Source organism: Pseudomonas sp. TWI929, assembly GCF_039673335.1.
GTDB lineage: Bacteria > Pseudomonadota > Gammaproteobacteria > Pseudomonadales > Pseudomonadaceae > Aquipseudomonas.
This window is the reverse complement of sequence record NZ_JBDJLK010000021.1, coordinates 24,053-47,760: the sequence shown is the minus strand read 5'-3', so window position 1 is coordinate 47,760 and position 23,708 is coordinate 24,053. Positions and strand designations below refer to the sequence as shown.

General features: G+C 63.8%; 23 protein-coding genes. 7 read left to right on the top strand and 16 right to left on the bottom strand.

What is annotated here, in order from left to right; translation table 11 throughout:
- Positions 1 to 3 precede the first annotated feature (3 nt).
- The 5 genes from ABE456_RS11685 to ABE456_RS11665 form a co-directional block, all read right to left on the bottom strand.
- Positions 4 to 426, bottom strand: coding sequence for a RidA family protein (locus tag ABE456_RS11685; RefSeq protein ID WP_284354765.1), 423 nt, complete (start codon positions 424 to 426; stop codon positions 4 to 6).
- 32 nt (positions 427 to 458) lie between these two features.
- Positions 459 to 1,598 (bottom strand): tyramine oxidase subunit B, encoded by a 1,140-nt coding sequence (locus ABE456_RS11680; RefSeq protein ID WP_346644051.1) that lies wholly within the window; start codon positions 1,596 to 1,598, stop codon positions 459 to 461.
- A gap of 125 nt (positions 1,599 to 1,723) precedes the next feature.
- On the bottom strand, positions 1,724 to 2,941 hold the full coding sequence (locus tag ABE456_RS11675; protein ID WP_346644050.1) for a multidrug effflux MFS transporter: 1,218 nt from the start codon (positions 2,939 to 2,941) through the stop codon (positions 1,724 to 1,726).
- Between the two features lie 282 nt (positions 2,942 to 3,223).
- On the bottom strand, positions 3,224 to 4,534 hold the full coding sequence (locus tag ABE456_RS11670) for an alginate export family protein (RefSeq protein ID WP_346644049.1): 1,311 nt from the start codon (positions 4,532 to 4,534) through the stop codon (positions 3,224 to 3,226).
- A 178-nt stretch (positions 4,535 to 4,712) separates the two neighbouring features.
- Positions 4,713 to 6,200 (bottom strand): aldehyde dehydrogenase family protein, encoded by a 1,488-nt coding sequence (locus tag ABE456_RS11665; protein ID WP_346644048.1) that lies wholly within the window; start codon positions 6,198 to 6,200, stop codon positions 4,713 to 4,715.
- 260 nt (positions 6,201 to 6,460) lie between these two features.
- On the opposite strand from ABE456_RS11665, the gene ABE456_RS11660 reads away from it, so the two are divergent.
- The 3 genes from ABE456_RS11660 (at position 6,461) to feaR (ending at position 9,568) form a co-directional block, all read left to right on the top strand.
- Complete coding sequence (locus tag ABE456_RS11660; protein ID WP_346644047.1) at positions 6,461 to 7,957, top strand: APC family permease; 1,497 nt, start codon at positions 6,461 to 6,463, stop codon at positions 7,955 to 7,957.
- A complete protein-coding gene (locus ABE456_RS11655) occupies positions 7,938 to 8,510 on the top strand; it encodes a DUF3156 family protein (protein ID WP_346644046.1) in 573 nt (190 codons plus the stop codon). The genes ABE456_RS11660 and ABE456_RS11655 overlap by 20 nt, the downstream gene beginning before the upstream one ends.
- Before the next feature lie 113 nt (positions 8,511 to 8,623).
- The gene (feaR, locus tag ABE456_RS11650) at positions 8,624 to 9,568 is read left to right on the top strand and encodes a transcriptional regulator FeaR (protein ID WP_346644045.1); all 945 of its coding nucleotides are present in this window, start codon (positions 8,624 to 8,626) and stop codon (positions 9,566 to 9,568) included.
- On the opposite strand, the gene ABE456_RS11645 is transcribed toward feaR, so the two are convergent.
- Positions 9,550 to 9,915: a cupin domain-containing protein gene (locus tag ABE456_RS11645; protein ID WP_043199763.1), complete on the bottom strand. Its 366-nt coding sequence runs from the start codon at positions 9,913 to 9,915 to the stop codon at positions 9,550 to 9,552. The genes feaR and ABE456_RS11645 overlap by 19 nt on opposite strands.
- Positions 9,916 to 9,945: 30 nt before the next feature.
- Positions 9,946 to 11,244, bottom strand: coding sequence for an FAD-binding oxidoreductase (locus tag ABE456_RS11640; protein WP_346644044.1), 1,299 nt, complete (start codon positions 11,242 to 11,244; stop codon positions 9,946 to 9,948).
- 247 nt (positions 11,245 to 11,491) lie between these two features.
- On the opposite strand from ABE456_RS11640, the gene hpaR reads away from it, so the two are divergent.
- Positions 11,492 to 11,914: a homoprotocatechuate degradation operon regulator HpaR gene (hpaR, locus tag ABE456_RS11635; protein ID WP_346644043.1), complete on the top strand. Its 423-nt coding sequence runs from the start codon at positions 11,492 to 11,494 to the stop codon at positions 11,912 to 11,914.
- A gap of 11 nt (positions 11,915 to 11,925) precedes the next feature.
- Here hpaR and ABE456_RS11630 read toward each other — a convergent pair whose 3' ends face one another.
- Positions 11,926 to 12,516 carry a helix-turn-helix domain-containing protein gene (locus ABE456_RS11630; protein WP_346644042.1) on the bottom strand — a complete coding sequence of 197 codons (591 nt, stop codon included), beginning with the start codon at positions 12,514 to 12,516 and terminating at the stop codon, positions 11,926 to 11,928.
- A gap of 202 nt (positions 12,517 to 12,718) precedes the next feature.
- On the opposite strand from ABE456_RS11630, the gene ABE456_RS11625 reads away from it, so the two are divergent.
- Entirely contained in the window at positions 12,719 to 13,888 is a 1,170-nt protein-coding gene (locus tag ABE456_RS11625) for a p-hydroxyphenylacetate 3-hydroxylase oxygenase component (RefSeq protein WP_346644041.1), read from the top strand.
- An 80-nt stretch (positions 13,889 to 13,968) separates the two neighbouring features.
- Positions 13,969 to 14,898, top strand: coding sequence for a p-hydroxyphenylacetate 3-hydroxylase reductase component (locus tag ABE456_RS11620; protein ID WP_346644040.1), 930 nt, complete (start codon positions 13,969 to 13,971; stop codon positions 14,896 to 14,898).
- 143 nt (positions 14,899 to 15,041) lie between these two features.
- Here the strand turns inward: ABE456_RS11620 and hpaI are convergent, their stop codons facing one another.
- The 8 genes from hpaI to ABE456_RS11580 form a co-directional block, all read right to left on the bottom strand.
- Positions 15,042 to 15,845, bottom strand: coding sequence for a 4-hydroxy-2-oxoheptanedioate aldolase (gene hpaI, locus ABE456_RS11615; protein ID WP_346644039.1), 804 nt, complete (start codon positions 15,843 to 15,845; stop codon positions 15,042 to 15,044).
- Between the two features lie 10 nt (positions 15,846 to 15,855).
- The gene (gene hpaH, locus ABE456_RS11610) at positions 15,856 to 16,659 is read right to left on the bottom strand and encodes a 2-oxo-hept-4-ene-1,7-dioate hydratase (RefSeq protein ID WP_346644038.1); all 804 of its coding nucleotides are present in this window, start codon (positions 16,657 to 16,659) and stop codon (positions 15,856 to 15,858) included.
- A 17-nt stretch (positions 16,660 to 16,676) separates the two neighbouring features.
- Entirely contained in the window at positions 16,677 to 17,984 is a 1,308-nt protein-coding gene (locus tag ABE456_RS11605) for an MFS transporter (RefSeq protein ID WP_346644037.1), read from the bottom strand.
- A gap of 42 nt (positions 17,985 to 18,026) precedes the next feature.
- Positions 18,027 to 18,431, bottom strand: a complete 405-nt coding sequence (locus ABE456_RS11600) for a 5-carboxymethyl-2-hydroxymuconate isomerase (RefSeq protein ID WP_346644036.1) — start codon at positions 18,429 to 18,431, stop codon at positions 18,027 to 18,029.
- A gap of 63 nt (positions 18,432 to 18,494) precedes the next feature.
- Entirely contained in the window at positions 18,495 to 19,418 is a 924-nt protein-coding gene (gene hpaD / locus ABE456_RS11595; RefSeq protein WP_346644035.1) for a 3,4-dihydroxyphenylacetate 2,3-dioxygenase, read from the bottom strand.
- A gap of 189 nt (positions 19,419 to 19,607) precedes the next feature.
- Positions 19,608 to 21,068 (bottom strand): 5-carboxymethyl-2-hydroxymuconate semialdehyde dehydrogenase, encoded by a 1,461-nt coding sequence (hpaE, locus tag ABE456_RS11590; protein ID WP_198750851.1) that lies wholly within the window; start codon positions 21,066 to 21,068, stop codon positions 19,608 to 19,610.
- Between the two features lie 5 nt (positions 21,069 to 21,073).
- Positions 21,074 to 21,838 (bottom strand): fumarylacetoacetate hydrolase family protein, encoded by a 765-nt coding sequence (locus ABE456_RS11585; protein ID WP_346644034.1) that lies wholly within the window; start codon positions 21,836 to 21,838, stop codon positions 21,074 to 21,076.
- Positions 21,839 to 21,848: 10 nt separating this feature from the next.
- Positions 21,849 to 22,508 (bottom strand): fumarylacetoacetate hydrolase family protein, encoded by a 660-nt coding sequence (locus ABE456_RS11580; RefSeq protein ID WP_346644033.1) that lies wholly within the window; start codon positions 22,506 to 22,508, stop codon positions 21,849 to 21,851.
- A gap of 171 nt (positions 22,509 to 22,679) precedes the next feature.
- On the opposite strand from ABE456_RS11580, the gene hpaA reads away from it, so the two are divergent.
- Positions 22,680 to 23,585: a 4-hydroxyphenylacetate catabolism regulatory protein HpaA gene (gene hpaA, locus ABE456_RS11575; RefSeq protein WP_346644032.1), complete on the top strand. Its 906-nt coding sequence runs from the start codon at positions 22,680 to 22,682 to the stop codon at positions 23,583 to 23,585.
- Positions 23,586 to 23,708 lie beyond the last annotated feature (123 nt).

Here is a 23,708-nt window from a genome sequence, read left to right as displayed (position 1 = left end):
GCCTTACTGACCCAGGCGGATCATGGTCACTTGTGCTTGCCCCGCGCCGCGGTAGGCCGTGACTTCAAGCTCGACCTTGTACACGGTCGAGCCCAGCGGTGGGCAGGTGACCGTGGTGGCCGGGTCGATGCCGCGGAATTTTTCGCCAATCACGTCCATTACCCGTGGCACATCGGCCGGGTCCTGGATGAACACCCGCGAGTTGATCACGTCGGCCAGGCTGGCATCGACCGCAGCCAGGGCGGTTTCGATGTTGGCGAACACCTGGTGGGTCTGCTCGATCACGTCTTCCGGAATGAGCTGGGTCTGCGGGTTGCGCCCGGCGGTGTTGGACACATGAATCCAGTTGTCCACCGCCACCAGGCGGGAGTAGCTGGCCATGTCTTCGAACTTGGAGCCGGTTTTCAGTTTGATGATCTGGGTCATTGGGCCTTGCCTTGTTGTCTGGTGGTTGGGGATCAGCTGAGAACGGGGGTTTCCCAGAGGTTGAGCTTCACGCCGATGCCTTGCTCGAGCGCCTTGCGGTACACCACGGTGCCCCAGGCCACGTCCTCGACGGGCATGCCACCCACCGACATCAGGATGATTTCGTCGTCATGCAGGCGGCCCGGTGCGTCACCGCTGATGATCTTGCCGATGTCTTCCACTTGCTCGGCGGCCAGCTTGCCTTCGGCGATCATGTCCATGAAGCGCACGCCCACCAGCGGCACATGGTTGTGCGCGGGCTTGGGCAGCTCTTCGAACCAGGCTTCGTAGAGGCCGGTGTTGTCCACCACCTTGCGCACGTCGGCCAGCTCCATGCCGGCATCGATGCTGCAAGGCGCCGGCATGGCCAGGAATGCGCCAGGCTTGACCCACTCGCGGCGCACCAGCGGGTACTGGCTGGGGTCACCGACTTCGCCGGAGCTGCAGTAGCTGACCAGGTCGGAGCCGCGCACCACTTCTTCCAGGGTTGCCACTACTTGCACGTTGGTGATTTGCGGGAAGCTGGTTTTCACCCAGGCGACGAAGGCATCAAGGTTCTTCTGGCCACGGCCCTTGATCTTGATGGTGTCGATCAGCGGGCAGACGGCCATGAACGCGGCGACCGTGGTCTTGCCCATTACCCCCGGGCCGGCCAGGCCGATGACCTTGGCGTCCTTGCGCGCCAGGTAGCGGGCACCGACGCCTGGGATTGCGCCGGTGCGGTAGGCCGACAGCAGGTTGGCCGACATGTGCGCCAGTGGTGCACCGGTGTCGGCATCGTTGAGGGTGAACATCAGGATCGAGCGCGGCAGGCCCTTCTCGCGGTTGGCGATGTTCGAGCCGTACCACTTGGCGCCTGCGGTCTGGAAGTTGCCACCGAGGTACGCCGGCATCGCCATCATGCGCCGGTCGGCGGTGGGTTTGGGCATGTTTGGGAACGGCGAGTGCTCGGGGAAGGTGATCATCGCGCCGTGCGAATCGCTGTTCGGGCCGGCCATGCGGTAGTCGCCCTGGTACAGCAGGCCGAACATTTCTTCCATGGTGTCGACGCAGGCTGGCATGTCGGTGACGCCGGCGCGGATCATGTCCTGCTCGGACAGGTAGATGAAGTCAATTCTGGTATCGAGGGTCATGGCGGGTCTCGCAGGGCTGGCTGCCGTCGGATTTGTTGTTGGTTTCGAGGCAACCAGTTTCGCTAACGACTGGTAGGTCGTCTTGTGCCTGCCTGCCAGCCGAGTTGACCGTCAGTGCCAGCGCTTCAATGGCCGGCGAGCGAGAAGCTGGCGGGGGTGTCGCGCAGGCTCAGGGCGGTCAGCAGGCACACCACCAGGGTGCACAGGGCCAGCAGCGCGGCCCACGCGGTCGGGCCGAGGTTGAGCACTACTGCGGCTAGCGGTGCCGCGCCGGCAGACACCGACAGCTGGATGGCACCCAGCAGCGCGGCAGTGGAGCCCAGTGCCTTTTCCTGCGAGGCCATGACCAGCGACATCAGCGTCGATTCGGCTATACCTAAGCCGAACAGCGCCAGCACCATGCCGCCGGCCACACTGGGCAGCCCCAGGCCGGTCAGTGCGCCGAGCAGGCTGATGCAAGTGCCGCCGGCCATGCACAGCACGCCCAGGCGGGTCAGGCTGTTCAGGCCCAGGCGGCTGATCAGGCGGCTGGCGGCCATGGCGCCGAACAGGATCGACACGCCGGTGGCGCCGAACAACAGGCCGAAGGCCTGGGCGTTCAGGCCGTAGTGGGCCTGATACACCAGGGTGGCACCGCCGATGTAGGCGAACAGGAAGAAGAACACGGCAGCCACGGCCAGGGTCGGGCGCAGGAAGCGGTGGTCGCCGAGGATTGCCAGGTACGTGCGGCAGGCGTGGCCCAGATGCAGCGGTTCGCGTTTGTTGGCGGGCAGGGTTTCCGGCAGGTTCAGCAGGCTGTTGGCGAACACCGCCAGGCCCATGCCGGCAAGCACCAGCATCACTGCTCGCCAGCCAAAATGCGCGTCGATCACACCGCCCAGGGCCGGTGCCAGAATCGGCGCCACGCCTTCGATGGTCATCAGCAGGGCGAACAGTTTGGTGGCGGCCACGCCCTGGCTGACATCACGCACCATGCTCATGATAACCACCAGGGTCAGCGCGCTGCCCAGGCCCTGGAAGAAGCGCAGCACGATCAGCGTGTCGAGGCTGGGTGCTGCGGCTGCGCCCAGTGAGCAGAGGGTGAACAGCAACAGGCCGGCCAGCAACGGTTTGCGCCGGCCATAGGCGTCGACGATGGGGCCGAAAATCAGCTGGCCGGCGCCCATGGCCAGCAGGAAGAAGGTCAGCGTCAGCTGTACGCGGGTGAAGCTGGCCTGATAGTGGCTGGCGATTTCCGGCAGGCTCGACAGGTACATGTCGACGGCGGATGGGCCAAGGGCGCCGACCAGGCCTAGGCCCAGGGCGAAGCGGAAAGGTAGCGGGGGGGAGGGATCTTCTTGCATGGTTTTCTCTGGCTGATTTTTCGCCTACCGGTCGGTAGGTTGGCGAATTTTATGTGCCGGGCCGGGCAAGGTCAAATCCTTCAGGAAGCCCTGCGGTCCTTGTGTGGGCAACTGTCTTGCTGAAGGTTCAAGGCTTGCGCAATCCTTGTGGGAGCGGCCTTGTGTCGCGAAAGGGCCGCAGAGCGGTCCCAGCCATTTATGCTGTGAGGCTGAAATTCTGGGGCCGCGTTGCGGCCCTTTCGCGACACAAGGCCGCTCCCACAAGGACCGCGTTGATGCGGTTTAGAACGGCACAGCCACCGTCAACTGGCTGTAAACGTTGGTGCCATTCCCCCCCACCTGGTTGCCGCCATTGCTTTCGTCCTTGCGCGGCTGGTACAGCCCCACCAGCGGGCTGATGATCAGGTGCTCGCTGACTGCCCATTCCACATACAGGTCCAGCTCCCGGGCATCGAGGTTGAGGCTGTCGCGGGTACGCACGGTGTCGAAGTCGAAATACAGCGCGCCGACCGTGAGGTTTTCCAGCGGCGTGGCTTTCACACCCACATGGTGGATGCCGGTGTTGCTGTTGAACGGGCCGGCGTAGTTGGCCGCGACTTCACCCTGGAACCAGGTGCCGTAACCGCTGGACAGGCCGCTGAACAGCGGGTCCCAGCCCGCCGAATAGCGGGTATAGCGGTAGGTGACCTGCGGCGCCCAGGGCAGGTCGGCGAAGGTGTAGCCGGCCTGCAGGTACCAGGCTTGCTCGGGGCCGTCGGTCTTGTCCTGCCAGGCGTATTCGAAGGCGAAGCTGGCATTGTCGATGCCGGCGTTGCCTTCGCCCCGCGCGCTGTACACGTCCATGCCTTCGCGGGCTTTCTGGAACTCGCTGGCCCATTGGTCGGTGACGTCGATGCCATGAATCCAGGTCAGGCCCAAGGTGCCCAGCGCATGGGTGTAGTCCAGCGTACCGGCGGCCAGCTCGGTTTCGGCCTGGGCGCGGTTGTCGGATTTCAGCCACAACAGGCTGCCATGCAGGCCATCGCTGCCACCCAGGCGCAGCATGGCCGTGCGATCGAAGGCATGGCGGGCGGCCAGGTAGTAGGCGCCGCCGCGGTTCAGGGCGCCATCGGCCACGCCATTGCCCAGGTTGGGGCCGTCGTCGTTGATCAGGAAGCCACTGCCCAGGCGGATGGTCTGGCGGCCTGCGGAAACATCCACGCCATCTTTGCCCAGCACTGGGAACAGGTCGCCTGAGCGCCAACCGAGGAAGGCGTCCTCGATCTTGGTGGTGCGTTCGCTACCGTCGGTATTGCCGGCTGCATCGCCATCGCCCCAGGTGGCTGAGCTGACCCAGTTCAGGCTGCCATACAGCGTGCCGTTGCCGGCCAGGCCCTGGTCACCGCTTAGGCCATATTTGATAAAGCCTTCGCGCCAGGTGGAACCACCTGCAGTGCCGTCGTAGTTCTTGCGGCTGTTGAACATGCCCCATACCGCCAGCATGTCAGCGTTCAGGTGGCTGTCTTCGTCGGCGTACAGCTCATAGGCCGGCGCGGCCTGGCTGGCCAGCAAGGTTGCCAGGGCCAGGCTGGACAGCGTCTGTGGTTTGACCATTTACACATCCCTCGATTGTTCTCGGCCACCTGCATGGCGACCTTCGTTGTTCGGGGGCTCCCTCGGACTGGCGAGGGGCCATCGCGGTTGGCGGCGATGGCCTATTAGGGCGTGTGCGGTGGGGCGGGGTCTTGTTCGTGGCTGCCAAGGCGTTTGCACGCCTTGGCCAGAGGCGGGGTCAGTAGCGGATCATCACCGACTTCAGTTCGGTGAAGTCATCGATGAACGCCGAGCCGAACTCGCGGCCAATGCCGGAAGCCTTGATGCCGCCGAACGGCACGGCCGGATCGAGCAGGGTGTGCATGTTCACCCACAAGGTGCCGGCCTGGATCTGCGGGATCATGCGCATGGCCTTGCCCAGGTCGTTGGTCCACAGGCTGGCGCTGAGGCCGTAGGGCGAGGCGTTCATCAGTTGCAGCAGTTCGTCTTCGTCGTCATACGGCAGGAAGGTTGCCACTGGGCCAAAGGTTTCCTGGTTAAGCAGGGTGTCGCTGGGTGACTTGGCGAGGATCACCGTGGGCTCGACGAAGCAGCCGGGGCCGTCGCCCAGGGTGCCGCCGTGAATGATCTGGCTGCCTTCGGCACGGGCAATGGCGAACAGTTCGGCCAGCTTCTGCTGGTGCGGCTTGTTGGCCACCGGGCCGAACTGGGTGGCTTCGTCCAGCGGCGAGCCGATTTTCAGCTGGCCCAGGCGCTGGGACAGGGCGTCGAGCAGCGGGTCGATGCGCGAACGGTGCACGTAAAAGCGCTCGCCAGCGGCGCAGATTTGCCCCGAGTGCAGGAAGCCGGCCTCGATGATGCCGTCCACCGCCTTGTCGGTTGCCACGTCGGGCAGGAAGGCCACTGCGTTCTTGCCACCCAGTTCCAGCGTTGCGCGGGTCAGCTTGGCACCCATGGCGGCCTGGCCAACGGCGATGCCGGTGGGTACGGAGCCGGTGAACGAGACTTTGTCGGTGCCTTCGTGCTCGATCAGTGCCTTGCCCACCAGGCCGCCACCGGTCAGCACGTTCAGGGCCCCGGCCGGCAGGCCCGCTTCGGTGGCCAGTTCGGCTATGCGCAGCAACGTCAGCGGGGTGAACTCGCTGGGTTTGAGGATAATGCTGCAGCCGGTGGTCAGGGCCGAGGCCAGCTTCCAGATAGCGATCATGGTGGCGAAGTTCCACGGCACGATGCCTACCACCACACCGATCGGTTCGCGCAGGGTGAAGGCGCTGTAGCGCTCACCGGCAAACGAGGGCAGTGACGGGGTGATGGTCTGGCCGGTGATCTTGGTTGCCCAGCCGGCGTAGTAGCGCAAAAAATGCGCGGCCTGCTCTACTTCGAAGGCACGGGAAATGCCGATCAGCTTGCCGGACTGCAAGGTCTCCAGTTGCGCCAGTTCCTCGCGGTTGGCTTCCAGCAGGTCGGCCAGCTTGAACAGCACCGCGGCGCGGGCGGCGGGGCTGGTGTGCGCCCAGGTGCTGAAGCCTTGGCGCGAGGAGCTGACGGCATGGTCGATGTCGGCCTGGTTGGCGTCGGCGATGTGGGCGATGGTCTGGCCGTTGGCCGGGTTGACCACGGCGATTTTCGCAGAGGATTGGCTGGCCAGGGTCTGGCCGTGAATGAACACGCCATGCTCTCTGGCCAGGAAGGCGGTGACGGCGGGGAGGAGGGTGATGTCGCTCATGCGAACTCCGGGGGCAGGTGGAGCATGGAGCATAGAGAGCGGGCAAGGCGGGTGCTTGCGTCTGCGTGACAGCGGCATGACTGAGGCTGCCAAGGCTTTGGTCAGCCTTGCGCGGTCCCTTGTAGGAGCGGTGTTGTGTTCGGAGGCGATGGCTGGCAGCCAGCAACAAACCCGGCGGCAGCCATTGGCAAGACGCCCTGCCGCCCGCAGCGCACAGTAACCACTCGTTCAACGCCACAAAAACAAGCCGGGGCATAACGATGTCACTCAATAACAAGCTCACCGAGCACCTCAACCGCGGCACGGTCGGTTTCCCCACCGCACTGGCCAGCACCGTCGGGCTGATCATGGCCAGCCCGGTGATCCTCACCGCCACCATGGGCTTCGGCATCGGCGGCAGCGCCTTTGCCGTGGCCATGGTGATTGCCGCACTGATGATGCTGGCGCAGTCCACCACCTTTGCCGAGGCGGCGTCGATCCTGCCGACCACAGGCTCGGTGTACGACTACATCAACTGTGGCATGGGCCGCTTCTTCGCCATCACCGGTACGCTGTCGGCCTACCTGATCGTGCATGTGTTTGCCGGTACCGCCGAAACCATCCTCTCGGGGGTCATGGCGCTGGTGAACTTCGAGCACCTCAACACCCTGGCCGAATCCGCCGGTGGCTCATGGCTGCTGGGGGTGTGCTTCGTGCTCGCATTCGCGGTGCTCAATGCCTTTGGCGTCAGCGCCTTCAGTCGAGCCGAAGTGGTACTCACCTTTGGCATGTGGACCACCTTGATGGTGTTCGGCGTGCTGGGCCTGATCGCCGCCCCGGCGGTGGAACTGGACGGCCCGTTCGGCGTATCGCTGGTAGGCACCGACCTGATGACCATTTTGTCGCTGATCGGCATGGCCATGTTCATGTTCGTCGGCTGCGAGTTCGTCACGCCGCTGGCCCCCGAGTTGCGCCGCTCGGCCTGGGTGTTGCCACGGGCCATGGCGCTGGGGCTGTTCGGCGTGGCCAGTTGCATGTTCATCTACGGTGCAGCGATGAAGCGCCAGGTGGAGAACGTGGTGCTCGATGCCGCCAGCGGTGTGCACCTGCTGGACACGCCCATGGCCATCCCGCGCTTCGCCGAGCAGGTGATGGGCGATATCGGCCCGGTGTGGCTTGGCATCGGCTTCCTGTTCGCCGGGGCAGCGACCATCAACACGCTGATGGCCGGCGTGCCGCGCATTCTCTACGGCATGGCGGTCGATGGTGCACTGCCAAAGGTATTCACCTACCTGCACCCGCGCTTCAAGACACCGCTGCTGTGCATCCTGGTGGTGGCGTTGATCCCTTGCCTGCATGCCTGGTACCTGGGCGGCAACCCGGACAACATCCTGCACCTGGTGCTGGCCGCCGTGTGCGCCTGGAGCACCGCCTATTTGCTGGTGACGCTGTCGGTGGTGATCCTGCGCATTCGCCGCCCGGACCTGCCGCGTGCCTACCGCTCGCCGCTGTTCCCGCTGCCACAGATCATCTCCAGCAGCGGCATCCTGATCGGCATGGCGTTCATCACGCCACCGGGCATGAACCCGGCCGATGTCTATGTGCCGTTTGCCATCATGCTTGGCGCTACGGCAGCCTACGCATTGTTCTGGACGCTGTGCGTGCAGAAGGTCAACCCGTTCAAGCCGGCGCGGGTCGAGGATGTGCTGGAGAAGGAGTTCGCCGCCGAGCCGGGCCACGTCGTGGAGCCTATGCAGCATGATCAGAAGTTTGCGTGAACGGCTGCTGGCCCCGCGGGCGCCCGCCGGCTACCGCCCCGGGGCCACGCTCGCGTGCCTGGCGCGCAACCTGGGGCAACAGGGCATAACGCAGGCCGGGGTGCTCCACGACCCTGCGCAGGGCTGGCGGGCTGCGGTGCACGAACGCGTCGAAGCGCACCTGCTGATGCACATTGTCACCTGCGAATTCCAGTTGCAGCTGCCCGCCCCACAAGGGGGCGAGGTCAGCCTGGAGCTGCGCCATACCGGTGCGCTGCGCCGTACCGGGCTGGCCTGTGTGTATTGCAACGGCGACCGGGCACGCTTTGCGCAACTGCGTGAGCGGTTGCTGCAGCACGCAGCGCTGGTGACGGCGCTGATGCCGCTGGACTTCAAGCGCCTGACCCTGGTTTGCCGCGATGGCCAATGGTTGCTGACGCTGGAGCACATGGGCGGCAGCGAAGTGGTCAACCGCATGCCGGCGTTCCGCCGTTACATTCCGATCAGCCCGCAGCAGCGGGCGCACCTGATGGCCAGCCTGGCTCAGTTCAGCCGTTTGCTTCCTGCCCTCTGACGCAGCTTGGCACATGCCTTGCTGTGTCTAGCGACAAATGATGACAGTTGTATGCGCATCGATAACATGTTAACAATGTGCGCATAACAACAAATCCTGCGTCGAGGGCAGCCATGCATACTCAACAATCCAACCGTCAGGGGCTGGAACGCTGGACCACGGCCATGCAGCAGATCTGTGGCCGTTTCGAGACGGAGCTTGCGTCAAATCACTCGCTGTTCATCGGCGAGGTCTCCACCTTTTCCCGCGCAGGCTTGCCGCTGGCCAACCTGCGCACCAACGCCGGCAACATCCGCCGGCTGGGTGAAAACCCCAGCCTTGATGACGACCAGCATTGCTTCCTGGTCAGCCAACGTGCGGGGCATTCGACCGTATCCCAGGGCGGCATGCAGGTGAACCTGGCGCCGGGCGAGTTGCTGTTGATGGATTCGGTGGGGCGTTGCGAGATTGCCCCTAGCGGTTTGATCGAGCATGTCTCGCTGGCCCTGTCGCGCGAGCAGGTGCGCAAATATGTGCAGGGCAGTGGCCCGATGTTTGGCAAGATCTCGTCGAGCAATGCCTGCGGGCGCATGCTGCATGTGCTGATGGACCAGTTGTGCAAGGACGGCAACGTGAGCGGCGATTGCGCCCAGGGCGATGCGCTGCAGACCGCCTTCATTGCGTTGCTGGAGCCTGGGTTCGAACGCAATGGCGAGGCGCCGGGCAACCTTGGGGCGTTGAGCGGTGCCAACCTGCGTGGCTATGTGCAGCAGGTGATCGACGAGTCGTTGTCTCAGCCTGGGCTGACCCCGGCCAACCTGGCCGAACGCCTGAACATTTCGGTGCGCCACCTGTACCGGTTGTTCGAGGAGCAGGGCGATAGCGTATGCCGCTATATTCAGCGGGCGCGCCTGAAGCGCAGTGCCGATGACCTGGCCAACCCGTTCTTCAGGGGCGAGTCGATAACCTCGATTGCCTACAAATGGGGGTTTACCGACTCGGCGCATTTCAGCCGCTCGTTCAAGAAGCAGTTCGAACGTTCGCCGAAGGATTACCGCGCTCAGGCCACCGCCAGGTAATGCTTGACGAACGACTCGCTCAGCACTTCCCACAGTACCGGCGTGCCCTTGGTCACGAACCAGGCATCACCCGCTTTGTAGCGGGTGACCTGGCCGGTGGATTCATCGGTCAGCTGGATCTCGCCCGTGACGATCACCGCCTGTTCGTCGAACGGGTAAACCATGCGGAACTTGCCGCGCGTGGTGCCAAAATAAGCGCTGCTGACGGCGTCATCCGGCGCGCCGTAGGTCATCTTGCCAAAGGCTTTTACCTCGCCTTCGAGGATTTCCGAGCCCAGGTCGGCAACGCTGCCCCAGGCATCGAGTTCAGAAAGTTGTACGCCTTGCTTGGCGGCGGTAAGGGTCATGGCAGTTCTCCAGGGTTGAGTCAAAAATGTTCAACGGCGGCCGTTGAAGTAGCCCGACAGCTGGTGCACGGTCTTGCCGGCGGTGAGTAGCAGCGGGCGCAGGTGGTCCTTGCCAAGCATGCGTGCATGCTTCACCGAGCTGACCAGGTCGTAGCGCCTGGAGCCTTCAAGCATGCCTTCGGCGAGGATCTTGCAAATGATGTGGCTAGGGGTAACGCCAAAGCCGGAGTAGCCCTGTACGTAGAAGGCATTGGGCCGTTGGCTGAGGGTGCCGAGCTGCGGGAACAGGTTGGCGCTGGTGGCCATCGGGCCGCCCCAGGCCAGGTCGATGCGCACGTCCTTGAGGTAGGGGAAAATCTTCAGCATCAGGGCGCGGTTCCAGGCCTTCAGGTCCAGCGGGATGTGCTCGATGAAGGGGGTGGCGGCGCCGAACAGCAGGCGATTCTCGCGGGTGACCCGGTAGTAGTCGATCACCGGACGAATGTCGCTGTAGGCGCCACGGATCGGGCTGATGCGTTCGATCAGTTCGTCTGGCAGCGGCTCGGTCATCATCTGGAAGGCGTAGGTATTGATGGTGCGCGCGTGCAGTTCGGGTTCCAGCTTGTTGAGGAAGCTGTCACAGGCCCACAGCAGTTTGCTGGCGCGCACCGAACCGCGGCCGGTGCGCACCTTGATGCGCTCGCCGTAGGTCACCTCCAATGCCGGGCTGTGTTCGAAGATGCGTGCGCCATGGCCGACCAGTGCCTGCGCTTCGCCGAGCAGCAGGTTGAGGGAATGCACATGGCCACCGCCCATGTGCAGCAGTGCGCTGCTGTAGGCATTGCTGCCGATGATCTGGCGCACTTCACTGCCGCCGAGAAAGCGGATTTCGTCGCGCGTATTGATCGCCTTGAATTCCTTTTCCCACTTGCGCAGGGTCTGTTCCTGGCGGCTGTTGAAGCCCATGTAGCCGTAGCCATGGCAGAAGTCGGCGTCGATGGCGTAGCGGGCGATGCGGTCCTTGATGATGCCGGCGCCCAGTTCGCTGATCTCGAAAATCTCCCGCACACCCTGGTCGCCGACACTGCTGCGGATCTTTTCCAGGTCGTGGCCGATGCCTGCCATGATCTGTCCGCCGTTGCGCCCGGTGCCGCCATAGCCCAGGTAGCGGGCTTCCAGCACGACGATATTGGTCACGCCCTGTTCCGCCAGCTCCAGTGCGGTGTTGATACCGGAGAAGCCGCCACCGATGACCACCACATCGGCCTCGATGTCGCTTTCCAGGGTGGGGAAGCTGAGGTTGTACTTCTTGGTCGCCGAGTAATAGGTGGGGCTCTCGAGGGTGATCATGGCGCAGCCTGCTGAATTGGAATTGTGATAGGGCCGTTTTGCGGGGCGCTGGCACATGCGGCCATTGAGCGCCTGTCGCTTGGTAGCTGTCTTGTTCTTGCCTGCCAACGCGTGTATCCAGCCTGCCAGGCGCAACCGGCGGCTGGCATTGCTACCTGGAAATGGGTAGAAATCATTCTATTAATGTATTAATGATTATGCACTGGCATACTCGCCGGTTTGCAATTTCCAGCCCTCCCGAGCAAGCATGAGCACACCAAGACCCTCCCTGACCCTGACCTTGCTGCAGGCGCGTGAAGCCACCATGGCGTTTTTCCGCCCGGCATTGAATGCCCATGAACTGACCGAGCAGCAATGGCGGGTGATCCGCATCCTGCGCCAGCAGGGCGAACTGGAAAGCCATCAGCTGGCCGACTTGGCCTGCATTCTCAAACCAAGCATGAGCGGGGTGCTCAAGCGCCTGGAGCGCGATGGCATCGTGGCGCGGCGCAAGTCGCCGGAAGACCAGCGTCGGGTGTTCATCGACCTGACCGAGGCGGGGCAGCAGGCATTCCTGGCGATGAGTGCGGAAATGGCGCGCAACTACGACAAGATCCTCGCCCAGTTCGGCGAGGACAAGCTGCAGCAGCTGATGCAGCTGCTGGATGAAATGAAGAAAATCAAACCCTGACGCGCCAGGCGTCAGCGCTGCAGTGACAGCGAGTCGTCGAGCAGTTTCAGCAATGCTGTCGCGCGCCGTGCGTAGGCGGCCGGGGTGGCGTACATCAGCTCTACATGCAGGCTGTCGATGATGCCCAGGTAGGCATCGGCATACACCGCCAGTTGCTCATCGGCCCAGCGCTGGCGAACCTGCAGGGCCTGGCAGAAGCCCTCGCGCACGCCATCCAGGTACTTTTCAAAGCCCGAGGTCACAATCGCCTTGATCTCGGTCGGCGGCAGGAACGCCGTGCGCAGCACGAAGCGCAGTTCGGCCGAGTCGCGATAACGCTCGGCCAGGTGCAGCGCCAGCCAGTGGCCGGGTGCCAGGGCGTTGCGCTCTTCCTCGGCGAAGCCGTGTTCGACAAAGGCGGTTTCCTGCACCAGCGCCCGCTGGAACACCTCCACGAACAAGGCATCCTTGCTGGCGAAATGCGCGTACAGCGAGGCCTTGCGCATGCCGGCCAGCTGGGCGATTTCGTTTAGCGAAGAGGCGTCGTAGCCGTACTCGGCGAAGTGGCCGACGGCGGCATCGCACACCCGTAGCGCAGAGGGGGAAAGGTCTTTCAACAGCATCGCTCCGTCAGGGGCGCGGCGGGCCGCGCGCGTCTTGAGGGTGGGATTGTGGTGATCGAAAATGCACGGGTCAATGCCTGTTACGGGGCAATCTCTGCGAGCCATGGAAAGTGCAATGTTCCCCTCGTAACGTGCATTCCGCCGGCAAAACGCCAACCACATACTGAACGCGTCTTCGAATCCAATAAAAATGAGACCGTTCATGAACCAGCCAAACCCGCTTCTGGAAGACCTCAAATCAATCCTGCCAACCATCGCTGCCAATGCCATGCGGGCCGAGCAAGACCGCAGCGTGCCGGCAGAGAATATCGCCTTGCTGAAAAGCATCGGCCTGCACCGCGCTTTCCTGCCCAAGCAATACGGCGGCATGGAGATCAGCCTGCCGGAATTCGCCCAGTGCATCGCCCTGCTGGCGGGCGCTTGTGCCAGCACCGCCTGGGCCATGAGCCTGCTGTGCACCCACAGCCACCAGATGGCGATGTTCTCGCCCAAGCTGCAGCAGGATGTCTGGGGCAACGACCCGGACGCCACCGCCAGCAGCAGTATCGCGCCGTTCGGCCGCACCGAAGAGGTCGAGGGTGGCGTGTCGTTCAGTGGCGAAATGGGCTGGAGTTCCGGTTGCGATCATGCCGAATGGGCAATTCTCGGTTTCCGCCGCATGAACGCCGAAGGCACCCAGGATTACTGCTTTGCCGTCCTGCCGCGCAGCGACTATGAAATCCGTGATGACTGGTACGCCGTGGGCATGCGCGGCAGTGGCAGCAAGACCCTGATCGTGCGTGATGCCTTTGTGCCTGAGCACCGTATCCAGAAAGCCAAGGACATGATGGAGGGCAAGTCGGCGGGCTTTGACCTGTACCCCGACAGCAAGATCTTCTTCGCCCCGTACCGCCCGTACTTTGCCAGCGGCTTCTCCACCGTCAGCCTCGGTATTGCCGAGCGCATGCTCGAGGTGTTCCGCGAGAAGACCCGTAACCGCGTGCGCGCCTACACCGGTGCTGCCGTGGGCGCCGCCACCCCGGCGCTGATGCGCCTGGCCGAATCGACGCACCAGGTTGCTGCAGCGCGTGCGCTGCTGGAAAAGAGCTGGGCCGATATCGCCGAGCACAGCGCCCGCCATGAATACCCGTCACGCGGTACGCTGGCGTTCTGGCGTACCAACCAGGGCTACGCGGTGAAGATGTGCATCCAGGCCGTGGACCGCCTGATGGAAGCGGCCGGCGGCGGCGCCTGGTTCGAGAGTAACGAACTGCAGCGGCTGTTCCGCGACTCGCACATGACCGGTGCCCACGCTTACACCGACTACGACGTGTGCGCGCAAATTCTCGGCCGCGAGCTGATGGGCCTGGAGCCTGACCCGGCCATGGTCTGAGCCGGCCCTTGGCTGAACCACCCCACCTACAAGCACAACAACAAACAGGGCAGGCCGGCTGGCCTGCCCGGGAGTCTTGCATGTCCAATGAAACCTTCGATTCACGTGCCTTCCGCCGCGCCCTGGGCAACTTCGCCACCGGCGTGACTGTGGTGACAGCCGCTGGCCCCAGTGGCCGCAAGGTCGGCGTCACTGCCAACAGCTTCAACTCAGTGTCGCTGGACCCGGCGCTGATCCTGTGGAGCATCGACAAGCGCTCCACCAGCCATGAAGTGTTCGAAGAGGCCTCGCACTTTGCCGTGAACATTCTGGCTGCTGACCAGATCGACCTGTCGAACAATTTCGCCCGGCCCAAGGAAGATCGTTTTGCCGGGATCGATTATGAAACCGGCGCTGGCGGCGCACCATTGCTCGCCGACTGCGCGGCGCGCTTCGAGTGTGAAAAGTACCAGCAGCTGGACGGTGGCGATCACTGGATCCTGGTGGGCAAAGTGGTGGCGTTCGATGATTTCGGGCGTTCGCCGCTGCTGTACCACCAGGGTGCCTATTCGATGGTGCTGCCGCACACCCGCATGACCCCGCGTGCCGAAGGGCAGGCGCAGAGCAGCCACTTCCAGGGCCGATTGCAGCACAACCTGTACTACCTGATGACCCAGGCCCTGCGTGCGTACCAGGCTGACTACCAGCCGCGCCAATTGTGCACCGGCTTGCGTACCAGCGAGGCGCGCATGCTGATGGTGCTGGAGAACGATGCCGGGCTGAGCCTGAACGACCTGCAACGTGAAGTGGCGATGCCGGCGCGGGAGATTGACGAGGCAGTGGCCAACCTCAAGCGCAAGGGGCTGATTGCCGATGACGAGGGCAGGGTGCGGTTGTCGGTGAAGGGCGTGGATGAGACCGAGGCACTGTGGACGATTGCCAGGGAGCAGCAGGACAAGGTGTTTGGGCAGTTCAGTGAAGAGCAGCTGGATACCTTCAAGACGGTGCTTAAAGCGCTGATCAACATTTGAGCCCAGGATTGCGCTGTATCTGAATCCAGCACAAAACCTGTGGGAGCAACTGTCTTGCTCAATTTCTAAAAGCTGGCGCGATCCCTGTGGGAGCGGGCTTGCCCGCGAACACGGGCGAAGCCCGTGCCATCCACGCAGGTGCCTCAGTACACACCACCCCCAGCATTGCCAACCACCGGGGTATCCTTGAACTTGCCCGCCAACTCGCGCAACCCGCGCATCAGCACCGTGGTATCCACCCCCACTGCCACAAACGTCGCGCCCAGTTCGATGTAGCGCCGCGCCAGCTTCTCGTCCGCGCTGAGAATGCCGGCAGCCTTGCCAGCCTTGCCAATCCGCACGATCGCGTCTTCAATCGCCGCCTGTACCTCCGGGTGCCCAGGGGTACCCCGGTGCCCCATCGCCGCACTCAGGTCAGCCGGCCCGATGAACACCCCATCGACACCGTCCACGGCAACAATTTCGTCCAGGTTGGCCAGGCCTTGCTTGTTCTCGATCTGCACCAGCAGGCACATCTGTTCGTCAGCCTGGTCCAGGTAACCGGCAATGCTGTTCCAGCGCGAAGCCCGTGCCAGAGCGCTCCCCACGCCACGAATGCCTTTGGGCGGGTAATGCATGGCGCTGACCAGCTGACGCGCCTGCTCGGCACTTTCCACCATCGGCACCAGCAAGGTCTGCGCGCCAATATCCAGCACCTGCTTGATCAGCGCGGTATCGCCGATCACCGGGCGGATCACCGCCTGGCTGGGGTAGGGTGCCACCGCCTGCAATTGCGCGAGCATGCCGCGCAGGTCGTTGGGCGCGTGCTCGCCGTCGATCAACAGCCAGTCGAAACCGGCATTGGCCGCCAGCTCGGCGCAGTAGGCGTCGGCCAGGCCGAGCCACAGGCCGATCTGCGGCTCACCGCTGCGCAGGCGTTGCTTGAAATGGTTGATGGGCATGTCCATGGGCAGGTCCTCAAACGAAGCGGCAGGCAATCGAGCCGAGCATGTCGTAGTCGACGTGGAAAGTGTCGCCAGGGCGTGCGGCCACCGGGCGGGTGAACGAGCCACCGAGGATGATCTGCCCTGGCTGCAGGGTGACGTCGTACGGCGCCAGCTTGTTGGCCAGCCACGCCACACCTTTTGCTGGGTGATTGAGCACGGCGGCGCTGACCCCGGATTCTTCGATCACACCATTGCGGTAAAGCACTGCCGGCACCTTGCGCAGGTCGATCTCGGTAGGGCGTACAGCGCGGCCGCCCATGACCACACCGGCGTTGGCCGCGTTGTCGGAAATGGTATCGAACACCTTGCGCGTGGCCTGGGTTTGCGGGTCGACCTGCTGGATGCGTGCGTCGATGATTTCCAGCGCCGGGATCACCCACTCGGTGGCGTCCAGCACGTCGAACACGGTGACGTTGGGGCCTTTCAGCGGCTTGCCGAGAATGAACGCCAACTCCACTTCCACACGCGGCACGATGAAGCGCTCGAAGGGGATGTCGCTGCCCTCATCGAACAGCATGTCGTCGAGCAGGGCGCCGTAGTCGGGTTCGTTGATGTTCGACGACACCTGCATGGCGCGCGAAGTCAGGCCGATCTTGTGGCCGACCAGCTTGCGCCCGGCAGCGATCTTTTTCGCTACCCAGGCGCGCTGGATGGCGTAGGCGTCTTCGATGGTGATGCCAGGTTGCTCCAGCGAGAACTGGCGCACTTGCTCGCGGGAGCGTTCGGCCTGGTCGAGGCGTTCGGCGGCTTGTTGAATGAAAGCGTTGTCTAGCATGGTGACAGCCTCTTGATTCAGGGATTGACGATGGCGGCCCGGGTGCGCAGCACCAGCAGGCCGCCCAGGGCGATGAACACGGCGAGTACGTACAGCGCCAGGCTGGCGCTGTGGGTGGTGTCGCGTACCCAGCCGATGAAGTAGGGGGTGAAGAACGAAGCGATGCTGCCCAGCGAGCTGATCAAGGCGATGCCAGCGGCCTGGGTGCGGGCATTGAGGAATGCCGGTGGCAGTTGCCAGAACATCGGCAGCGCAGCGCTGGCACCCATGCCGGCCAAGACCAGGCCGGCCATTACCGGCATAGCCTGCTCGGGGGCAATGGCGGCAATGGCGATGCCGGTGGCGGCCATCAGCAGCGGCACGCACAGGTGCCAGCGGCGTTCGCGCCTGCGGTCGCTGGAGCGGCCGCAGGCCAGCATGAACACGCAGCCGGCCAGGTACGGCACGGCGCTGAGCAGGCCGACACTGGCGTCGCTGCCGACCCCGGCGCTGTGGATCAGGCTGGGCATCCAGAACGCCAGGGTGTTCACCGCCAGCATCACCGCGCAGTACACCGCCACCAGCAGCCACAGCGCGCGGCTGGCGAAGATGGCGCCGAACGAGGTAACCGGTTTGCGCTGTTCCTCTTCGCCGAACTGGGCGCGCAGCGAGGCTTTTTGCTGATCGCTCAGCCAGCGCACCTTCTCGAAATGTTCCGGCAGCACCGCCAGCACCACCAGGCCCAGCAGCACCACCGGCGCGCCTTCAAGCAGGAACATCCACTGCCAGCCGCGCAGCCCGCCAGTGTCGTGCATGAAGGCCAGGATCGCCCCCGACACCGGCCCGCCGACCACCCCGGCCAACGGCACGGCAATGGCGAACAGTGCGGTTACCTGGGCGCGGCGCCCGGCCGGGTACCAGCGGTTGAGGTACACCAGGATGCCCGGGAAGAACCCGGCTTCGGCCGCGCCCAGGGCAAAGCGCAGCAGGTAGAACGCGCTGCTGCTTTCGATCAGCAGCATGCCGGTCGACAACAGCCCCCACACCACCATCAGGCAGGCGATCCAGCGGCGCGGGCCGACCCGGTCGAGCATCAGGTTGCTGGGTACGCCGAACAACGCATAGGCAATGAAGAACAGCCCGGCACCCAGGCCATAGACCGTGTCGGACAGGTGCAGGTCCTGGCTCATCTGCATCTTGGCGAAGCCGATGTTGATACGGTCCAGGTGGGCGAACAGGTAGCACACCAGCAACAGCGGCATCAGCCGCCAGGTGACTGCCCGGTGGGTACTGTCGGCCCGGTCAATGCGGGCCGTGCGCGGTGAGGCTTGTTCGAGTGTGCTCATGTTCTTGTACTTGTTTTGTAATGAGTCGGGAAGTGCCAGGCGCTAGCGGTTGAACAGCGGGTGCAAGGTGCTGTGCTTGGCGTCGTAGACCTGCGCGGTGCTGTGGTCGATCTGCACGGTGATGCCGATCGGGCGTTGTTGCAGCAGCGGGTCGAGGCGGGCCTTGAGCACCGCCAGCAGGTTGTCGCCGACTGCCTTGTGAACCTCGGCGCTGCGGCCGGTGGCCATGCGCAGGTTGGCGTACAGGAAACCGTATTCGCCCTTGCCGTCGGCCACCGCGCAGTGTGCGGCGGGGTAGGCCAGCACGCGGGTGCCGCCGGTGGGGAATACGGCTTTGCCGTCGCCGTCGCGCTGTTCCAGCATGGTGTCGGCCAGGGCGCGGCACAGGCCGGGGATGTCGGCGTCTTGTTCAAGGTCGGGGGTGTAGAGCAGAACCAGGTGCGGCATGCGGGGCCTCCTAGGTGAGGAAGGGCTGGCCACCCGCTTGGGCGGCCAGCAGCGAAACGAGGGTCACAGGCGGCTGGTGGACACCACCGCAGCCGGGTTGGCGGCCTGGGCTGCCGGGATGGCGCTGCCGTCTTGCGGGGTGACCGGGAAGATCGCGTTGATCTGGCCCGTGCCGGAAGAGCCGAAGTAGGGCGTGACCACCTCGGCCTTGCCGTCGTAGTCGGACCAGCCCAGCGCACCGAGCAGCATCGCCGTGTCGTGCATGAAGCCTTCGCCGTGGCCCTTGGCGGCGTACTCCGGGAGCATGCCGCAGAAGGCCTCCCACTCGCCGTCCTGCCACATTTGCACCACGCGGTGATCGAGGGTTTCCAGGAACGGGCTCCACACCTTGGTGGCGAAGTCCGGTGCCTGGCCGTTCTGCGCGAAGCGGTGCGACAGCGAGCCGCTGGCCAGGAACGCCACGGTGCCGTCGTAGTGGTCTTCCACCGCCTTGCGCATGGCCCAGCCCAGGCGGGCGCTGTCGGCCAGGTAGTGCGAGGTGCACAGAGCCGACACCGAGACCACCTTGAAGTGCTGGTCCTGGTTCATGTAGCGCATCGGCACCAGGGTGCCGTATTCCGGGGCGAGGGTGGTGGCGTGGTGGGCCATGGTCTCGACGTTGAAGCGGTTGCACTCTGCGGCCAGCAACTGGCCCAGCTCGGGGTTGCCGGGGAACGCGTAGGGCATGTTGCTGATGAAGTGCGGCAGCTCGTTGCTGGTGTACACGCCCTCGAAGTGAGGCCCGCACAGCACGTGGTAGTTGGCGTTGACCAGCCAGTGGGTGTCGAACACGACGATGGTGTCCACGCCCAGCTCGCGGCAGCGGCGGCTGATCTCGTGATGGCCGTCGATGGCCGCTTGGCGAAAGCCCTGGCGCGGCCCCGGCAGTTCGGACATGTACATGGACGGTACATGGGTAATCTTGGCAGTGAGAGCGAGTTTGCCCATGGAAAGCTCCGTTGAGGGATGTTGTTGTCGTGTGGGAGCAGCGGTCTGGCGAAACTTAAAAGGCCGACGCAGTCTCCTGTGGGAGCGGCTTTAGCCGTGAACACCGGCGCAGCCGGTGCCAGCCACCGCGTTGGCTTCTTCGCGGGTGAACCCGCTCCCACAGGGGCTACCTGACCGCTCGGGACGGCTTTATACGCCCCAACGCGGAATGTGGTGGCTACCCATGGAAATACACACGTTTTTGATTTCAGCAAAGACCTCGAAGCTGTACTGCCCACCCTCGCGCCCGGTACCAGAGCCTTTCACACCACCGAACGGCTGGCGCAGGTCACGTACGTTCTGGCTGTTGATGAACACCATGCCGGCCTCGATGCCACGCGCCAGGCGGTGGGCCTTGCCGATGTCCTGGGTCCAGATGTACGAGGCCAGGCCGTACTCGGTGTCGTTTGCCAGTTGCAGCGCTTCTGCCTCGTCCTTGAACGGGATCAGGCACACCACCGGGCCGAAGATTTCTTCCTGGGCGATGCGCATCTTGTTGTTCACATCGGCGAACACGGTGGGCTGGATGAACTGCCCTTTGGCCAGGTGCGCCGGCAGGTTGGCCGGGCGCTCCAGGCCACCGGCGACCAGGCGTGCGCCTTCTTCGATGCCGATGCGGATGTAGCCGGTGACCTTGTCGTAGTGCTGCTGGGTGATCATCGAGCCGACCTGGGTTTTCGGGTCGGTCGGGTCGCCGACGATCAGGCGCTTGGCGCGTGCAGCAAACTCGGCAACGAATTGCGGGTACACGCTTTCCTGGATGAAGATACGGCTGCCGGCGGTGCAGCGTTCACCGTTCAGCGAGAAGATGGTGAACAGCGCGGCGTCCAGTGCACGTTCCAGGTCGGCGTCTTCAAAAATCAGCACCGGCGACTTGCCACCCAGTTCCATCGAGTACTTTTTCAGGCCGGCAGTCTGCATGATCTTGCGACCGGTGGCGGTGCCGCCGGTGAACGAGATGGCGCGTACATCCGGGTGGCGCACCAGCGCGTCACCGGCAGTGGCGCCGTACCCCTGGATCACGTTCAGCACGCCGTTGGGGATGCCGGCTTCGACGGCCAGGCGGCCCAGTTCGTTGGCGGTCAGCGGCGACAGTTCGCTCATCTTCAATACTGCGGTGTTGCCCAGCGCCAGGCACGGCGCGGTCTTCCAGGTGGCAGTCATGAACGGCACGTTCCACGGGCTGACCAGGCCGCATACACCCACCGGCTGGTACAGGGTGTAGTTGAGCATCTGGTCGTCGACCGGGTAGGTGTGGCCGTCCATGCGCGTGCACACTTCGGCGAAGAAGTCGAAGTTGTGCGAGGCACGCGGGATCAGCACGTTCTTGGTCTGGTGGATCGGCAGGCCGGTGTCGAGGGTTTCCAGTTCGGCCAGTTTCGGCACGTTCTGGTCGATCAGCTCACCCAGCTTGCGCATCAGCCGCGCACGTTCCTTGGCCGGGGTGTTGGCCCATTTCGGGAAGGCTTCTTTTGCCGCAGCTACGGCCTGGGCCACTTCTTCGGCACCGCCACTGGCCACTTCGCAGATGGCGTCGCCAGTGGCCGGGTTGTAGTTGACGAAGGTGTCTTTGCTCTCGACCTCACGGCCGTTGATCCAGTGCTTGATCATGTTGCTCATGCCTTGTTGTTCTTGAAGAAGTCAGCTTCGCTGACGATGCGGTTGACCAGGCGACCGACGCCTTCCACTTCCACCACCACTTCGTCGCCTGGTACCACGTCGGCCAGGCCTTCCGGTGTGCCGGTGGCGATCATGTCGCCGGGCTGCAGGGTCATGAAGCTGGAGAAGTATTCGATCAGGTGCGGGATGTCGAAGATCATGTCTGCGGTGGTGCCTTCCTGCTTCAGCTCACCGTTGATCCAGGTGCGCAGCTTCAGGTTGCTGACGTCTGGCACATCGGCCGCGTCGACGATCCATGGGCCGACCGGGGTGGTGGCGTCGCGGTTTTTCACCCGCAGGTTGGGGCGGTAGTAGTTTTCCAGGTAGTCGCGGATGGCGTAGTCGTTGCACACGGTGTAGCCGGCAACGTAGGAAAGGGCATCCTCGCGTTTCACGTTCTTTGCCGCTTTACCGATGACCGCGACCAGCTCGCACTCGTAGTGCATGTAGTCGACGTTGTCCGGGCGCCAGGTGACCTGGTTGTGGCCGGTGTAGGTGCCCGGCGACTTGATGAAAGCCAAGGGTTCGGTGGGCGGTGCGAAGGCCAGTTCCTTGGCATGGTCGGCGTAGTTCAGGCCCAGGGCAAACATGCTGCCGGTGGCGGGTGGCAGCCAGGTGACCTGGTCTTGCTGGACCAGGCGGCCATCGGCCAGGCGCAGGTGGTCGCCTTCGACCGTAACGTCATGGACCTGGCCGTCGAACTGGATACGGGCGTGTTTCACAGGTAATTCCTCACTCGGCGACGATGTGGTTGGTCAGTTTGCCCAGGCCGTCGATCTCGATATCGACGCGGTCGCCTGGCTGTACATCGACGCGGCCCTCGGGGGTGCCGGTGATCAGGATGTCGCCGGCGTGCAGGGTCATGAACTCGCTGATCTCGGCAATCAGCTGGGCCACCGTGCGTACGCAATTGGCGGTGTTGTTGTGCTGGCGCAGTTCGCCGTTCACATACAGACGCAGGCCCAGGGCATCGGGGTTGGCGACCTGGCTGGCGGCTACCAGTTCAGGGCCCACCGGGCAGAAGCCGTCGCGGCACTTGGCTTTGACTGCCGGGCGGTAGTAGCTGTCTTCAGGCAGGCTGACTTCGTTGACGATGGTGTAGCCCGCTACATGTTCCAGGGCATTGGCCACGCTGACGCGGCTGGCGTCCTTGCCAATCACCACACCCAGCGCCGGGCCAGGTTGCAGGCGCTGCACGCCGGCCGGAAATACCACCTGGCCTTCATGCTGGTTGCGGGTGTTCGGGGTCTTGACGAACAGCACCGGCTTGACCGGCAGTTGCTTGTACGGTGCTTCGACGAACGCCGCTTGGTGCTGCTGCAGCAAACCCTGGTAGTTCAGCGCGACGCCGAACAGGGTGCCGCTGGCAACGTCATGCAGGGCATGGCTCATGCTCTTCTCCTGGCAGTGCAGGGCGATGGCCGTCCTGCGGATTTTGTTAATGTGTTAATGTTATAGTTAATATGTTAACGATGGTCAAGGGGTGGCCAGTGGCGCCTGCCGCCAAGGCGGTGCACCATGGGCCATCGTCAACAGGTTCAAGCGATTTGCGAGCAAGCAGCCATGAGCGATCGGCATCCGATTCCGAACATCAACATTGGCCAGGTCTACGACCAGCGCTACAGCGACAGCGAGGTGCATTACGACCGGCTGGGTAACCTGGCGGGCTTTTTCGGGCGCAACATGCCGGTGCACCGGCATGACCGGTTTTTCCAGGTGCATTACGTGAAGTCGGGCACGGTGCGGGTGTATCTGGACGACCAGCAGTTCATTGAATCCGGGCCGATGTTCTTCCTCACGCCGCCGACCGTGGCGCATGCCTTTGTCACTGAGGCGGACAGCGACGGGCACGTGCTGACCGTGCGCCAGCAACTGGTCTGGCAATTGATCGAAGCCGATGCCAGCTTGCTCCCGGCAGGCATGCAGGTGCAGCCGGCGTGTGTGGCTTTGGGCAACCTGCCGGCTGAATACCAGGCTGAGGCGCGCCGCCTGCAAGGCTGGTTGGATGCACTGAGCGAAGAATTTGCCGCCCAGCAGCCGGGGCGCGAAGCGGCGCTGCAGTCGCTGACCCGGCTGATCATGATCAGCTTGCTGCGGCTGTGCCCCAACTCGCTGGAGTCGACCCCGGCGCGGCATGAAGACCTGAAGATCTTCCACCGCTTCAATGCGCTGATCGAAGCGCACTATCTTGAGCACTGGCCGCTGGCCCGTTACGCGCAGCAGATCGGTGTGACCGAGGCGCGCCTGAACGATGTGTGCCGGCGCATCGCCGACTTGCCTTCCAAGCGCCTGGTGCTGGAGCGGCTGATGCAGGAGGCCAAGCGCTTGCTGTTGTTTTCCGGCAGCACGGCCAACGAAATCTGTTACCAGCTCGGTTTCAAGGACCCGGCCTATTTCAGCCGTTTCTTCAACCGCTACGCCAAGCTCACGCCTGGGGAGTACCGCCAGCGGCAGGCAGAACTGCAGTGAAATGGCCATGGCGGCGCACCCGATATGTGTTGTTGTTTGTGCCGGATGGTCGCAGCTCGGGCGCGTGGCCTGAATGGGTTTTCCGTGGAACAGATTGCACTTTCCATCGCGCATGCCCTTAAA